Annotated in this window: 14 protein-coding genes; 9 read left to right on the forward strand and 5 right to left on the reverse strand. The window is 67.7% G+C overall.

Going from position 1 to position 14,418, the window contains the following annotated elements; all coding sequences use genetic code 11:
* Positions 1-83: 83 nt before the first annotated feature.
* From OHA73_RS22425 to dnaA, 5 genes are all read right to left on the reverse strand, one after another.
* On the reverse strand, positions 84-644 hold the full coding sequence (locus OHA73_RS22425) for a DUF721 domain-containing protein (RefSeq protein WP_267069885.1): 561 nt from the start codon (positions 642-644) through the stop codon (positions 84-86).
* Positions 641-1,765 (reverse strand): DNA replication/repair protein RecF, encoded by a 1,125-nt coding sequence (recF, locus tag OHA73_RS22430; protein WP_266711961.1) that lies wholly within the window; start codon positions 1,763-1,765, stop codon positions 641-643. Before recF ends, OHA73_RS22425 begins: the two co-directional genes overlap by 4 nt.
* A 55-nt stretch (positions 1,766-1,820) precedes the next feature.
* Complete coding sequence (gene gnd / locus OHA73_RS22435) at positions 1,821-2,696, reverse strand: phosphogluconate dehydrogenase (NAD(+)-dependent, decarboxylating) (RefSeq protein WP_266711963.1); 876 nt, start codon at positions 2,694-2,696, stop codon at positions 1,821-1,823.
* 165 nt (positions 2,697-2,861) lie between these two features.
* A complete protein-coding gene (dnaN, locus tag OHA73_RS22440; RefSeq protein WP_266711965.1) occupies positions 2,862-3,992 on the reverse strand; it encodes a DNA polymerase III subunit beta in 1,131 nt (376 codons plus the stop codon).
* A 952-nt stretch (positions 3,993-4,944) separates the two neighbouring features.
* Entirely contained in the window at positions 4,945-7,005 is a 2,061-nt protein-coding gene (dnaA, locus tag OHA73_RS22445; protein ID WP_267069884.1) for a chromosomal replication initiator protein DnaA, read from the reverse strand.
* A 382-nt stretch (positions 7,006-7,387) separates the two neighbouring features.
* Between dnaA and rpmH the strand changes: the two genes are divergently transcribed.
* The 9 genes from rpmH to OHA73_RS22490 all read left to right on the forward strand — a co-directional run bounded on the left by rpmH (position 7,388) and on the right by OHA73_RS22490 (position 14,329).
* The gene (rpmH, locus tag OHA73_RS22450) at positions 7,388-7,525 is read left to right on the forward strand and encodes a 50S ribosomal protein L34 (protein ID WP_010985740.1); all 138 of its coding nucleotides are present in this window, start codon (positions 7,388-7,390) and stop codon (positions 7,523-7,525) included.
* A 20-nt stretch (positions 7,526-7,545) separates the two neighbouring features.
* Entirely contained in the window at positions 7,546-7,917 is a 372-nt protein-coding gene (gene rnpA, locus OHA73_RS22455; RefSeq protein ID WP_266711971.1) for a ribonuclease P protein component, read from the forward strand.
* Positions 7,914-8,264 carry a membrane protein insertion efficiency factor YidD gene (gene yidD / locus OHA73_RS22460; RefSeq protein WP_266711973.1) on the forward strand — a complete coding sequence of 117 codons (351 nt, stop codon included), beginning with the start codon at positions 7,914-7,916 and terminating at the stop codon, positions 8,262-8,264. The genes rnpA and yidD overlap by 4 nt, the downstream gene beginning before the upstream one ends.
* A gap of 8 nt (positions 8,265-8,272) precedes the next feature.
* Positions 8,273-9,580 carry a membrane protein insertase YidC gene (gene yidC / locus OHA73_RS22465; RefSeq protein ID WP_266711975.1) on the forward strand — a complete coding sequence of 436 codons (1,308 nt, stop codon included), beginning with the start codon at positions 8,273-8,275 and terminating at the stop codon, positions 9,578-9,580.
* A 57-nt stretch (positions 9,581-9,637) separates the two neighbouring features.
* Positions 9,638-10,147 carry a Jag family protein gene (locus OHA73_RS22470; protein WP_267069883.1) on the forward strand — a complete coding sequence of 170 codons (510 nt, stop codon included), beginning with the start codon at positions 9,638-9,640 and terminating at the stop codon, positions 10,145-10,147.
* Between the two features lie 110 nt (positions 10,148-10,257).
* The gene (rsmG, locus tag OHA73_RS22475) at positions 10,258-10,974 is read left to right on the forward strand and encodes a 16S rRNA (guanine(527)-N(7))-methyltransferase RsmG (protein ID WP_266711979.1); all 717 of its coding nucleotides are present in this window, start codon (positions 10,258-10,260) and stop codon (positions 10,972-10,974) included.
* A 255-nt stretch (positions 10,975-11,229) separates the two neighbouring features.
* Positions 11,230-12,306, forward strand: a complete 1,077-nt coding sequence (locus OHA73_RS22480) for a ParA family protein (RefSeq protein ID WP_323179670.1) — start codon at positions 11,230-11,232, stop codon at positions 12,304-12,306.
* On the forward strand, positions 12,303-13,406 hold the full coding sequence (locus tag OHA73_RS22485; protein WP_267069882.1) for a ParB/RepB/Spo0J family partition protein: 1,104 nt from the start codon (positions 12,303-12,305) through the stop codon (positions 13,404-13,406). The genes OHA73_RS22480 and OHA73_RS22485 overlap by 4 nt, the downstream gene beginning before the upstream one ends.
* A gap of 305 nt (positions 13,407-13,711) precedes the next feature.
* Entirely contained in the window at positions 13,712-14,329 is a 618-nt protein-coding gene (locus tag OHA73_RS22490) for a GNAT family N-acetyltransferase (RefSeq protein ID WP_267069881.1), read from the forward strand.
* Positions 14,330-14,418 lie beyond the last annotated feature (89 nt).

Raw genomic sequence — 14,418 nt, forward strand, 5'->3', positions numbered from 1 at the left:
CCTATGCGGAGCGGGGCCCCGAGAGGCTCACAGCGGCACTCAGCGCTTCGAGGTGTGAACCACCAGCTACAGCGGCCGATAGCTCACCCGTAGGTGTCGCCGGGACCCGTGCTTCCGGGGGCCCGCAAGGGGCCGTAGCGGCGCGGGCCGCCGCCGGGATTCTTGATGTCGATGCGCCGCACGGCGCCGTGCCCGAGATCCTCGTTCAACCGCCTGACCAGCTGCGGAGCCAGCATCCGCACCTGTGTCGCCCAGGCCGTCGAATCGCACTGCACCACCAGGACCCGCTCGTCCTCGTCGTACGTCTGCGGAACACAGTGCTTGGCGAGGTCCTCGCCGACGATCTGCGGCCAGCGCCCCATGACGCCGCCGACCGCGGCCGGTGTCTCCCAGCCGCGCTCGGTGATCAGCCGGTTGATGGCGGGGCCGAGCCCCATCGGATCCCGCCCGTCGGAGCGCGCACCGGACCTCAGCCCGCCGCCGCGCCGCGCCTGCTTCTTCTGCTGCGCGGAGTCACCACGCGCGCGTGCCGCCTCTTTCGCCGCACGTAGGGCGACGCGGGCCAGGTCGACACCAGAAGGCTCGGGATCGCCTTTTGGTTCTCGCGGACCCTTCGCACCTTCGGGGGATTCGTCGGCGCTCACAGTCGCTCCACCGTTCCGTCCGACACCGCGTAGCGGGTGCCCGCCAGCACGCCCGGCACGTCGTCGTCGACGGCGGCCGTGACGAGAACCTGCTCTCCGGGCGCCACAAGCTCCGCCAGGCGCTCCCTGCGGCGCGCGTCCAGCTCGGCGAAGACGTCGTCGAGGACGAGCACCGGCTCGTTCCCCTCGGCCCGCAGCAGGTCGTACGAGGCCAGGCGCAGCGCCAGCGCGTACGACCAGGACTCGCCGTGGCTCGCATAGCCCTTGGCGGGCAGCTGGCCGAGCTTGAGGACCAGTTCGTCGCGGTGCGGGCCGACCAGCGTGACGCCCCGCTCGATCTCCTGCTTGCGCGCCCCTTCGAGGGCGGCGAGAAGTTGCTCGTACAGCTCCTCGCGCGCGTGCCCGACGAGTTCGGGGGACGAGGGCTTGTACTCCAGGGCGATCGGCCCGCCGCCGGGCGCCAGCTGCTCGTACGCCTTGTCGGCCAGCGGCTGCAGCGTCGCGATCAGGTCGAGCCGCTGCGCGAGGAGTTCCGCGCCCGCGCGCGCGATGTGCTGGTCCCACACGTCGAGCGTGGACAGGTCCATGGAGCGCCCGCCGTGCCGCCGCGCGAGCGCCGCGGTCTTCAGGAGCGTGTTGCGCTGCTTCAGGACGCGGTCGTAATCGGAGCGCACGCCCGCCATCCGGGGCGAGCGCGCGGTGACCAGCTCGTCGAGGAAGCGCCGGCGCTCGCCGGGGTCGCCCTTCACCAGGGCCAGGTCCTCGGGCGCGAACAGCACCGTCCGTACGATCCCCAGCACGTCACGCGGCTTGACCTGCGAGGACCTGTTGATCCTGGCGCGGTTCGCCTTGCCAGGGTTCAGCTCCAGCTCGACGAGCTGCTGGCGCTCGCCCTGGCGTACCTGCGCCCGGATCACGGCGCGCTCGGCGCCCATGCGCACCAGCGGAGCGTCCGAGGAGACCCGGTGACTGCCGAGCGTGGCGAGGTAGCCGACGGCCTCGACGATGTTCGTCTTGCCCTGCCCGTTCGGGCCCACGAACGCGGTGACACCCGGGTCGAGAGGAACCTCGGCCCGGGTGTACGAGCGGAAGTCGGCCAGCGACAGATGCGTGACGTGCATGGTCGTGGGCCGACCTCCCCCAGAGTTCTGAACAGCGGGTTTCTACAGGTGTGGATTACTTCTTCTCGACGGCGTGGCCGCCGAACTGGTTGCGCAGCGCCGCGATCATCTTCATCTGCGGCGAGTCCTCCTGGCGGGAGGAGAAGCGCGCGAAGAGCGACGCGGTGATCGCCGGCAGCGGCACGGAGTTGTCGATGGCGGCTTCCACAGTCCAGCGGCCCTCGCCGGAGTCCTGTGCGTAACCGCGCAGCTTGTCCAGGTGCTGGTCGTCGTCGAGGGCGTTGACCGCGAGATCGAGCAGCCAGGAACGGATGACCGTGCCCTCCTGCCAGGAGCGGAAGACCTCGCGGACGTTGTCCACGGAGTCGACCTTCTCCAGGAGCTCCCAGCCCTCGGCGTAGGCCTGCATCATCGCGTACTCGATGCCGTTGTGAACCATCTTCGCGAAGTGGCCCGCGCCGACCTTGCCCGCGTGCACGGAGCCGAAGTCGCCCTCCGGCTTCAGGGCGTCGAAGACCGGCTGAACCTTCGCCACGTCGTCGGGGCCGCCGCCGTACATCAGCGCGTACCCGTTCTCCAGGCCCCAGACGCCGCCTGAGACGCCGCAGTCGACGAAGCCGATGCCCTTGGCCGCGAGCTCCTCGGCGTGCTTCTCGTCGTCCGTCCAGCGCGAATTGCCGCCGTCGACGACGACGTCGCCGGGCTCGAGCAGTTCGCCGAGCTCGTCGACCGTGGACTGGGTCGCGGCGCCGGCCGGGACCATCACCCACACCACGCGCGGGCCCTTGAGCTTGCCCACAAGCTCCTCGAGGCTGTGGACGTCCGCGAGGTCCGGGTTGCGGTCGTAGCCGAAGACGGTGTGGCCCGCGCGGCGGATGCGCTCGCGCATGTTGCCGCCCATCTTGCCGAGGCCGACGAGACCGAGCTCCATCAGTGGTTCCTTACGTTGCGACGAGGCGTGAGGTGGTGCGGGGGCGGTACGAGAGCACGCGCGCGTGGCGTCCCGTACCTGCGTCCGAGCCTAAACCCGGACGCTCCCGCACACCTGTGGACAAAGCCGCTCAGGCGAACCCGAGCGGCCTGCCCCTCAAGGTCCTCAGCCGGAGAGCCGCACCGGCATGATCAGGTACTTGTACGCGTCGTCCGCCTCGGCGTCCACGGCCGGCTTGCCGGAGAGCAGCGCGGGCTTGGTGGACGTCGTGAACGACAGCTGGGCGACCGGGGAGTCGATGGCACTCAGGCCGTCGAGCAGGAAGGTCGGGTTGAAGGCGATCGAGATGTCGTCGCCCTCCAGGTTGGCGTCGACCCTTTCCACAGCCTGTGCGTCGTCGCTGGAGCCGGCCTCCAGGATGAGCACGCCCTGCTCGAAGCTGAGCCGCACCGGGGTGTTGCGCTCGGCGACGAGGGCCACACGCTTGACGGCCTCCACGAAGGGGGCGGTCTCGATGACGGCCACGGAGTTGAACTCCGTCGGGAACAGCGTGCGGTACTTCGGCAGGTCGCCCTCGAGAAGGCGGGTCGTGGTGCGGCGGCCCGCGCCCTCGAAGCCGATGAGGCCCTCGCCCGCACCGGAACCGGCGAGCGCCAGCGTGACCGTGTCACCGCTCGTGAGCGCCTTGGCGGTGTCCAGGAGCGTCTTGGCGGGCACCAGGGCGACCGCGGAGGCCTCCGGGTCCTCCGGCTTCCACAGGAACTCGCGGACGGCGAAGCGGTAGCGGTCCGTGGACGCCAGCGTCACCGTGTCGCCCTCGATCTCGATGCGCACACCGGTGAGGACGGGCAGCGTGTCGTCGCGGCCGGCCGCGATGGCCACCTGCGAAGCGGCAGCTGCGAAGACCTCACCCGGGACGGTGCCCGTGGCGGTCGGCATCTGCGGCAGCGCCGGGTACTCCTCCACAGGAAGCGTGTGGAGTGTGAATCGCGAGGAACCGCAGACAACGGTCGCTCGTACACCGTCTGTGGAGATCTCCACCGGACGGTTGGGCAGAGCGCGGCAGATGTCGGCGAGCAGGCGACCGGAGACGAGCACCGTGCCTTCCTCGTCGATCTCCGCGTCCACCGATACGCGTGCCGAAACCTCGTAGTCGAAGCTCGACAGGCTGAGTGCGCCCTCCTCGGCCTTCAGCAGAAGGCCCGCGAGGACGGGCGCAGGCGGTCGTGCCGGGAGGCTGCGCGCCGCCCAGGCCACCGCCTCCGCGAGTACGTCGCGTTCCACCCGGATCTTCACCGTAAGCCGCCTCCTGCTGTTGCTGGCTGCTCTCGCCCTGCTTGGTCTTCGGTCTGCCGTCTGCATCGGCAGACGTGGTGTCGCTCAGCCCGCTGATGGGAAGAGCACCGGGGAACAGTCTGACGCACGGCACTGACAGTCGTTGCCTGCCTCGGTCAAGTCGCGCCGAACCGAGGTCGAGGTGCCGGGAGCGAGTTGTGCACAGCCCCGTCTTCGAAACGAATTCCCAGCTCTTACTAGTTGGACGTAGTAGTAGGGGCTGTGGAAACCGTGGATAACCTCTAAAGCGCAGGTCAGAGGCGGTTTTTTGTCCACCGGGCCTGTGGGCCGAGGCGGTGGACAACCGGCCTTCGCTGTGGACGGCGGAAAGTTCTGCACACTCGATGCACAGCCTTGGGCCACTTCTCCCCAGCGCTGTCCCCAGCTTTACCCCGGTTCTCCCCAGCCCAACCGACCACCTTGGTGTGACGCCTTTCACTCGCGGAGGTGAGATGGCGCGTTGCGTTGCCGAACAGTGGACAGCCGTGTGGAGAAGCTCTTGATCGCTGTGCACAACGGCCGCGAGCCTGTGGGTTGCCGGTGGACAACGTCATGCACAGCCTGTGGATAAAAAATCTCTCCACAGTCTGTGGAGATCACTTTTCCACGAATCCACAGCCGTCTGACCTGCCTTGATGCCCTGTCAGCCGGGGGTGCTGTGGACACAGTCTGGACAACTTTCCGGTCCCCAGGGTGTGGATCGCAAAAACCCGGCAGATCTGTGGAGAACACCCGTAACGCGGCTGCGAATCGAACACCGGGCGAGCGCGCGGTGTCCTTGAACCGGTGGCTGACACGACCCCGGACACGTCCGCGGGCCGTCCGCAGGCACGAGAAGGGCGCTCCGGAGGCACGAAAAGGGCGCTCCGGGAGTCGTTCCCGAAGCGCCCTGCGGTTCGTAACCGGTCCGCTGTCAGCCGTTCTTGATGCGGTTGGTGAGCTCGGTGACCTGGTTGTAGATGGAGCGCCGTTCGGCCATCAGCGCGCGGATCTTGCGGTCCGCGTGCATCACGGTCGTGTGGTCGCGGCCGCCGAACTGAGCGCCGATCTTCGGCAGCGACAGGTCGGTCAGCTCACGGCACAGGTACATCGCGATCTGCCGGGCCGTCACCAGGACGCGGCTGCGCGAGGATCCGCAGAGGTCCTCCACGGTGAGCCCGAAGTAGTCCGCGGTCGCCGCCATGATGGCCGAGGCCGTGATCTCGGGGGCCGCGTCCTCGCCACCGGGGATCAGGTCCTTGAGGACGATCTCCGTCAGTCCCAGGTCCACAGGCTGTCGATTGAGCGACGCGAACGCCGTGACGCGGATCAACGCCCCTTCCAGCTCACGGATGTTGCGCGAGATGCGGGACGCGATGAACTCGAGGACTTCCGGAGGCGCGTTGAGCTGCTCCTGTACCGCCTTCTTACGAAGGATGGCGATACGGGTCTCCAGCTCCGGTGGCTGGACGTCCGTGATCAGGCCCCACTCGAACCGGTTGCGCAGCCGGTCCTCCAGGGTCACCAACTGCTTGGGCGGCCGGTCACTGGACAGCACGATCTGCTTGTTCGCGTTGTGGAGCGTGTTGAAGGTGTGGAAGAACTCCTCCTGCGTCGACTCCTTGTCCGCGAGGAACTGGATGTCGTCGACCAGAAGGATGTCCATCTCGCGGTACCGCTTACGGAAGGAGTCGCCCTTGCCGTCTCGGATCGAGTTGATGAACTCGTTGGTGAACTCCTCCGAGCTCACGTACCGCACGCGCGTGCCCGGATAGAGGCTGCGCGCGTAGTGCCCGATGGCGTGCAGCAGGTGGGTCTTGCCGAGGCCCGACTCCCCATAGATGAACAGGGGGTTGTACGCCTTGGCCGGCGCTTCGGCGACGGCGACCGCGGCCGCGTGCGCGAAGCGGTTCGACGCGCCGATGACGAACGTGTCGAAGAGGTACTTGGGGTTCAGGCGCGCCGTCGGCTCACCGGGGCGAGTCGCCGGCGCGGGCTGGGCCGCCAGGGGGCCGGGCGCTCCACTGGGCACACCACGGGTGCCGTGCCCGCCGTCCTGGTTCGGACGGCCGCCCATCGTGGGCTTGCCGGGCTCACGCCGCTGCTGCCGCTCGCGCGAAGGCTCGTAGGAACCGCGCTCCTCATAGGACGACCGCTCTTCATAAGAAGAGCGGTCCCCGTAGGAACGGTCTTCGTAAGGTCGCTCTTCATAGGAGGAGCGGTCCTCGTAGGAGGAACGGTCCTCATAAGAGGGGCGACCGTCCCCCTTCTGCTCGTACGGGGGGCGCTCCTGCTGCTGGTCGTAGCGACCGCGCTCCTGCTCGTAGGGCGACCGTTCCTGCTGCCGGTAGTCGTGCTGCGGCTGCTGTGTGGGCGTCGCGTACGGGTCCCGCTCCGGGAAACCGAGCCGGGGCTGCTGCCAGTTGTACTCGTCCTGCTGCGGACGCGGCCAGGCGCCCGGCTCGGGACGCTGGTAGTCCGGGTAGGCGGGGCGGGCGGTCGGGAGCTGGTCGGGCCGGGGTGCCGGGGGCTGCTCGGCCCGCGGGCCCTGGCCGTGCTCGTCGGCGCCGCGGCGCTCGTAGCCCTCGTAGGTCTCCCGGCTCTCGTACGTCTCCCGCTTGTCGAAGGCGTCGCGCGGCTGGCCGGGGGACGGCTGCGGCTCGGGGGTCTCGTAGCGGTGCTGCGGGGCCGGTGGAGGTGTGGGGGCGGGCGGCTCACCCACGGAGTCGTCGACGGTGATCGCGATCCGGATGGGGCGGCCGCACTCGCGGCTGAGGGTTTCGCTGACGACCGGGGCCAACCGGCCCTCGAGTACGCCCTTGGCGAATTCGTTCGGAACGGCGAGCAGCGCGGTGTCGGCGACGAGCGCCAACGGCTGACAGCGCCGGATCCAGTGTTCGTCCTTCGTCTCGACGCCCTGCCCGCGGTCTTCCCCGAGGAGTTGCTCCAGAACTCGTGGCCACACTGCGGCAAGATCGGCAGGTACGTCAGCCACAGGGCACGCTCTCTCGCTGGTCCCACGAACGTGTGATTCCTGGGACGGATCGGGAAGAAAATCGGGTGGTGCGGTGGGAAGGGAACGAATCGGAGTTCAGCCACGGTAGTCAGCGCGACCGCTGCGGTTCAAGTTGTTGTCCCCAGCCTGTGGACAGTGTCCCCCGCATGACGCCGGTTTGACCGGATGGCGTAGCCGCGCGTACCGTGACCAGGTCGAGTTGTCGATGGCTGCTGCCGCCTGCCTCCGATGGGCAAGGTCACGATCCACAGTTCTTGCGGACCGTGTAGCGGTGCACTCGGGCGTATTCGCGAGCTACTCGTGGGCGCACGGTGACAGCCAGGCGATGTCCCGCCACCACACGTTTTTCAGGAGCCCCCGAGTGAGCAAGCGCACCTTCCAGCCGAACAACCGTCGTCGTGCCAAGACCCACGGCTTCCGCCTTCGCATGCGGACCCGTGCCGGTCGTGCGATTCTCGCCAGCCGTCGTGGCAAGGGTCGCGCCAGCCTGTCCGCCTGATCTCGTAATCAGGTCATGACGTGCTGCCTACCGAGTATCGGCTGAGGCGGCGCGAGGACTTCGCGACCGCGGTACGCCGGGGACGTCGGGCCGGACGCCCGCTTCTCGTCGTTCACCTACGTAGCGGTTCAACGGACCCGCACGCGACCAGGGAGACTCTCTCCCCGCCGCGTGCGGGTTTCGTCGTGAGCAAGGCCGTGGGTGGCGCCGTCGTACGTAACGCGGTGAAGCGCAGGCTTCGCCACCTCATGCGCGACCGGGTGGCTTCATTGCCCCCAGGTAGCCTGGTAGTCGTACGCGCGTTGCCCGGAGCGGGCGACGCTACCCACGCACAGCTGGCCCGAGACCTGGATGCCGCCCTGCAGCGGCTGCTGGGAGGGGGCGCGCGATGAAGTACCCACTGCTCGCCTTGATCAAGATCTACCAGTGGACCATCAGTCCACTGCTGGGTCCGGTGTGCAAGTACTACCCGTCGTGCTCCCACTATGGCTTCACCGCCATCGACCGGCACGGGGCAGTCAAGGGAACAGCACTTACCGCCTGGCGGATCCTTCGGTGCAATCCGTGGTCACTGGGCGGTGTCGACTATGTTCCGCCACGCAAGCGTCCGCGCTGGCACGAGATGCTGCGCGAGGCATGGCGCGGGGACAAGAAAACGGCCCCCGCCGTTGAGGGCGACAGCCCCTCTGCACAGGACAATAAGTCCGGAGCGACTTCGCCCAACGCCCAAGGAGCCTGATCAGGGACATGATTTCCGATATCGTCAACGCTGTATCAGGCGTTTTCGCGTTCCTCACGACCCCGGTGTCGTGGGTCATCGTCCAGTTCCACACGGTCTATGGGGCGATCTTCGGCCCTGATACCGGATGGGCCTGGGGCCTGTCGATCGTGTCCCTTGTGGTCCTGATCCGGATCTGCCTGATCCCGCTCTTCGTGAAGCAGATCAAGTCGACCCGGAACATGCAGCTGCTCCAGCCTCAGATGAAGGCGATCCAGGAGCGCTACAAGAACGACAAGCAGCGTCAGTCCGAAGAGATGATGAAGCTGTACAAGGAGACGGGTACCAACCCGCTCTCCTCGTGCCTTCCGATTCTCGTGCAGTCGCCGTTCTTCTTCGCCCTGTACCACGTGCTCGCGGCCATCGCCGAGGGCAACACCATCGGCGTCATCAACCAGTCGCTCCTGGACAGTGCCCAGAAGGCGCACATCTTCGGTGCCCCGCTGGCCGCCAAGTTCACGGACAGCGCCTCCGAGCTCCAGGCCATGGGCGCCTCGCTGACCGACGTCCGCGTGGTCACCGCGATCATGATCCTCATGATGTCGGCGTCGCAGTTCTACACGCAGCGCCAGCTGATGACGAAGAACGTCGACCTGACGGTGAAGACGCCGTTCATGCAGCAGCAGAAGATGCTGATGTACGTCTTCCCGCTGATCTTCCTCTTCATGGGCATCAACTTCCCCGTCGGTGTCCTCGTCTACTGGCTGACCACCAACGTGTGGACCATGTGCCAGCAGATGTACGTGATCAACCGGAACCCCACTCCGGGCTCCAAGGCTCAGGCCAAGATGCTCGAGGGTCTGCAGAAGCACGTCGTCGAGCACAGCGCGACGAGGAACAAGCGCGAGCGGAACATCGTCAAGGCGATCGTCGCCAAGGGCCGCGACCGCAACGAGTACGAGCGCAAGTTCATCAACGGACTGAGCAAGGCCGGTCTCGCGGCTCAGACCGACGGCACCGTGGCCAAGGGCTCCGCGGCCGCGGAGGAGCTGGACGAGGACGGTATGCCGAAGGGCACCCCGAAGCGCCAGCAGCCCAAGCGCCAGTCCAAGTCGCAGCGCCAGACCGGTGGCTCGACAGCCCAGGGCTCGGAGAAGGACGACTCCCCCTCCGAGAAGACCTCGCTGGAGAAGAAGGACGAGCCGCAGGACGCGAAGCCGCAGTCCAAGCAGTCCGGTGGCGCCAAGCCCGCGGGCGGTTCACAGCAGCGCAGCAAGGCCAAGTCCGGGCAGCGCAAGGGCGGCCCGCAGCGGCCGAAGTCCCCGTCCAAGAAGTAAGTAAGACCTCGATGTAAGACGTTGGCGCAAGCCTTGACGCAAGAAGGAGCCCATCCCGTGACGGAAGGCACCACCGCCGCTGCTGAGGCTGGCGACACCCTGACCCGCCTCGAGCAGGAGGGTGAGATCGCCGCGGATTACCTCGAGGGTCTGCTGGACATCGCCGACCTCGACGGCGACATCGACATGGACGTCGAGGCCGACCGGGCCGCCGTGTCCATCGTCAGCGATGTGAGCAGCCGCGATCTGCAGAAGCTGGTCGGTCGCGACGGAGAGGTCCTCGAGGCGCTCCAGGAGCTGACCCGCCTCGCGGTGCACCGGGAGACCGGGGACCGCAGCCGCCTGATGCTGGACATCGCCGGCTACCGCGCGCAGAAGCGCGCCGAGCTCACCGAGCAGGGCGCCAAGGCCGCGGCCGAGGTGAAGAACACCGGTGAGCCGGTCAAGATGAACCCGATGACGCCCTTCGAGCGCAAGGTCGTGCACGACGCCATCAAGGCGGCCGGCCTGCGCAGTGAGTCCGAGGGCGAGGAGCCGCAGCGCTTCGTCGTCGTGCTTCCTGCCTGAACGGCAGCACGTCGCCTTCCGGCCCCGTCTGTTTCGCAGGCGGGGCCGATCTTTGTCAGCCTGTTAGTCAGCCACTTACTGCGGTAGAGCGGTACGGAAGGACGGTCCCCGTGACGGAGGCAGCAGAACTCCCCCCGGCCCCGGAGCAGGCCCGGGTGGTATTCGGCGAGCGCTTCCCGGATGCGGTCCGGTACGCGGAGCTTCTCGCTGACGCGGGAGTGCAGCGCGGCCTCATCGGCCCTCGCGAGGTGCCGCGTCTGTGGGAGCGGCACATCCTGAACTGCGCCGTGCTCTCCGAGGTGGTCCCCGAGGGCGTCACGGTGTGCGACGTCGGTTCGGGTGCGGGCCTGCCGGGCATTCCGCTCGCCCTGGTCCGCCCGGACCTCAAGATCACCCTGCTGGAGCCGCTGCTCCGTCGTACGACCTTCCTGACAGAGGTCGTCGAACTGCTCGGGCTCGACCATGTGACTGTGGTGCGGGGACGGGCCGAGGAGGTCCTCGGCACGTTGACACCCGTCCATGTCGTCACCGCTCGCGCCGTGGCCCCGCTGGACCGGCTGGCCGCGTGGGGCGTCCCGTTGCTCCGACCGTACGGGGAGATGCTCGCGCTCAAGGGCGACACGGCCGAGGAAGAGCTCAAGAGCGCGGCCACCGCCCTGAGTAAGCTCGGCGCGGTGGAGACGTCGGTCTTGCATGTCGGAGAGGGCATCGTGGATCCCCTGTCCACCGTCGTGCGTGTAGAGGTCGGGGAGAGCCCCGGCGGCGTGCGTTTCGCGGCGAAGCGCGCCAAGGCAGCCCGCACGGGGCGTACCCGACGCAGGCGCTGACGACCAGCAGTACTCCACAAAAGCTGTCAAACGTACGCATCTCGGGGTGTCGCGCGGGAGGGTAACCCGCTGCGGTGCATCGTGTTTCACGTGAAACGTCGCTCACTGCTGCAGGGCATCATCAGTCGCGGCCGCGCGGCGGCCGCTCCCCGCGACCAAAAACCTCTCGGATCCCTCGATACGGACACGGAGTTGTCCACAGAGGGGGATTCGTCCACAGAAGCACGGGCCTCGCTGGTTCTCGACCCCGAAGGCATGGGAGGCTCTGTTCATTGCGAGCCTGAAGTCGAGGAGAGTGAATCCTTGCGGTCCGACGCCAACATCGCGGGACCGATGACCGATCCGGTCCCCGGTCCCCGTACCGAATCGGCGGGGGAGGATGTTTCACGTGAAACACCGCCCCCGATGGACGACACACCCATTGGTCGCGCTGCCCAACTGGCAGTAGAAGCTCTCGGTCGTGCGGGCGAGGGCCTGCCACGACCCGAGCAGACCCGCGTCATGGTGGTGGCCAACCAGAAGGGCGGGGTCGGTAAGACCACGACAACGGTCAACCTTGCCGCCTCACTTGCGCTGCACGGCGCACGTGTCCTGGTGGTGGACCTGGACCCACAGGGCAACGCCTCCACGGCTCTGGGTGTCGACCATCACTCCGAAGTGCCTTCCGTCTACGACGTGTTGGTCGACAGCAAGCCGCTCTCCGAAGTCGTCCAACCCGTCCCTGACGTGGAAGGTCTCTTCTGCGCCCCGGCCACCATCGATCTCGCCGGTGCGGAGATCGAGCTGGTCTCCCTGGTCGCGCGGGAGAGCCGACTGCAGCGCGCCCTCCAGGCGTACGAGCAGCCGCTGGACTACATCCTCATCGACTGTCCGCCGTCGCTCGGGCTTCTGACGATCAACGCCATGGTGGCCGGGGCGGAAGTGCTGATTCCGATCCAGTGCGAGTACTACGCGCTGGAGGGCCTCGGGCAGCTTCTACGGAATGTGGATCTCGTGCGTGGGCACCTCAACCCCGCCCTGCACGTTTCCACGATCCTGCTCACGATGTACGACGGCCGGACTCGGCTGGCGTCCCAGGTCGCGGATGAAGTCCGTAATCACTTCGCCGGCGAGGTTCTTCGGACGAGCATTCCGCGTTCGGTGCGTATCTCGGAGGCCCCGAGTTACGGGCAGACCGTGTTGACCTACGATCCAGGGTCGAGTGGGGCGCTCTCCTACCTCGAAGCGGCACGAGAGATGGCGCTGCGCGGAGTCGGGATTCACTACGACGCCCAGAACGCCCACACGGGCACTCAACTTGACCAGCAGAGTACGTCGGAGGGGATTCAGTGAGCGAGCGACGGAGGGGACTTGGCCGAGGACTCGGCGCGCTGATCCCGGCTGCCCCCACCCCTGAGAGGACGGGCCCGGCCACCCAGGCGGGCGGAGCGTCGACGTCTCCTGCCTCGGTGCCGGTGCTGACGTCCGAGCGTGGAGTGGCGGCCGCGAAGGTGGCCGCGCTGTCACAGCAGCCTGTTTCACGGGAAACCGAGGAGCCGGCGACGACGACAGCCGATGACTTCGAGCGTCCTGCGGGAGCTCATTTCGCCGAGCTGCCGATCGACGAGATCACGCCCAACCCGCGCCAGCCGCGTGAGGTGTTCGACGAGGACGCTCTCGCCGAGCTCGTCACATCCATCAAGGAAGTCGGCCTGCTGCAGCCTGTCGTCGTACGACAGGTGGGGGCCGACGACTACGAGCTCATCATGGGCGAGCGGCGCTGGAGGGCCTGCCGAGAGGCGGGGCTCGAGCGCATCCCGGCCATCGTGCGTGCCACGGATGACGAGAAGCTCCTCCTCGACGCGCTCCTTGAGAATCTGCACCGCGCGCAGCTGAACCCGCTGGAAGAGGCTGCCGCCTACGACCAGTTGCTCAAGGACTTCAACTGCACGCACGATCAGCTGGCCGACCGGATCGGCCGGTCCCGCCCACAGGTGTCCAACACGCTGCGGCTGCTGAAGCTTTCGCCGGCCGTCCAGCGCCGGGTCGCCGCAGGCGTGCTGTCGGCTGGGCATGCGCGTGCTCTGCTCTCCGTCGAGGACTCCGAGGAGCAGGACCGGCTGGCCCACCGCATCGTCGCCGAAGGGCTCTCGGTGCGGGCCGTCGAGGAGATCGTGACTCTCATGGGGTCGGGGCCCAAGAGCAACGCACGGGCCAAGGGGCCGCGGGCCGGCACCCGGGTCTCCCCGGCGCTGACCGATCTCGCCACGCGGCTCTCGGACCGCTTCGAGACGCGGGTGAAGGTCGACCTGGGGCAGAAGAAGGGCAAGATCGTCGTCGAGTTCGCCTCGATGGACGACCTGTCGCGCATCCTCGGCTCCCTCGCTCCCGGTGAGGGTCCTGTGCTCCAGAACGGTCTCCCGGAGGAGACCGACGGCGACGAACAGGACTGACCACCGCCCTGTCGTGACCCGAGAGCGGGCCGTGTTCCGGCATGTACCGGAACACGGCCCGCTCTTTGCCCGTCTACGGTATCGAGCGAATCCCATCGTGGTTACGATGCGACGGGAAGAGCGCATCCACCCGGCGGCACCTCAAACAGGAGGCGGGTCATGCGATCGGTGAGTCGCACCGGACTGATGACCGCAGGTCTCGGCCTGGGAGCGGTCGGCGGATTCGTCGGCAGCCTGCTCAGGGAACGGAGCGCTCTGACGGCCGCCCGCGCAGCGGCGGGCGAAGGAAGCGAGGAACTGCCTTCATGGGGCGTCGGCTCGTACCGCTCACGCTGGACAACCTCCCGGACCTCCCCAAGCGTTGCCGCTCGTGTGTCTTCTGGGAGCTGGACCCGGTCAGCGGCGAAGCCGCGGTAAAGGCGGGCACGCCCGAACTGGAGAAGGAAGCGTGGATCTCCGCTGTCCTACTGGAGTGGGGCTCCTGCGGACGCGTCGTCTACGTGGATGACGTTCCGGTCGGCTTCGTGCTCTACGCGCCCCCCGCGTACGTGCCACGGTCCACCGCCTTCCCGACAAGTCCGGTGTCCCCCGATGCCGTTCAGCTCATGACGGCCTGGATCTCGCCCGACTATCAGGGGCAGGGACTGGGCCGGGTCATCGTGCAGACCGTCGCGAAGGATCTGCTGCGCCGGGGCTTCAAGGCGATCGAGGTTTTCGGGGATGCGCAGTGGAAGGGGCCCGCCTGTCTGCTTCCCGCGGACCATCTGTTGGCGGTCGGGTTCAAGACCGTCCGGCCCCACCCCTCGCATCCGCGGCTGCGTCTGGAACTGCGGACGACGCTGTCCTGGAAGGAAGACGTCGAGATGGCCCTGGACAGGCTTCTGGGAGCCGTACAGAAGGAACCGGCACTCCGGCCGCTGTGACAGTCGACGGCCCCTTACAACGGAAACGGACCGGCCCCGGAAGGGCCGGCCCGTTCGTGTTTCACGTGAAACAACGACCGCCGTCTGTG

It is taken from the genome of Streptomyces sp. NBC_00483 (assembly GCF_036013745.1).
In the GTDB taxonomy this organism is placed as follows: domain Bacteria; phylum Actinomycetota; class Actinomycetes; order Streptomycetales; family Streptomycetaceae; genus Streptomyces.

What these genes read in the sequence shown, in the direction of transcription:
- recF (WP_266711961.1), bottom strand. Translation starts at nt 1,765, where the DNA reads ATGCACGTCACGCATCTGTCGCTGGCCGACTTCCGCTCGTACACCCGG.
- gnd (WP_266711963.1), bottom strand. Translation starts at nt 2,696, where the DNA reads ATGGAGCTCGGTCTCGTCGGCCTCGGCAAGATGGGCGGCAACATGCGC.
- yidD (WP_266711973.1), top strand. Translation starts at nt 7,914, where the DNA reads ATGAAGTACCCACTGCTCGCCTTGATCAAGATCTACCAGTGGACCATC.
- yidC (WP_266711975.1), top strand. Translation starts at nt 8,273, where the DNA reads ATGATTTCCGATATCGTCAACGCTGTATCAGGCGTTTTCGCGTTCCTC.
- OHA73_RS22480 (WP_323179670.1), top strand. Translation starts at nt 11,230, where the DNA reads ATGGGAGGCTCTGTTCATTGCGAGCCTGAAGTCGAGGAGAGTGAATCC.
- OHA73_RS22490 (WP_267069881.1), top strand. Translation starts at nt 13,712, where the DNA reads ATGGGGCGTCGGCTCGTACCGCTCACGCTGGACAACCTCCCGGACCTC.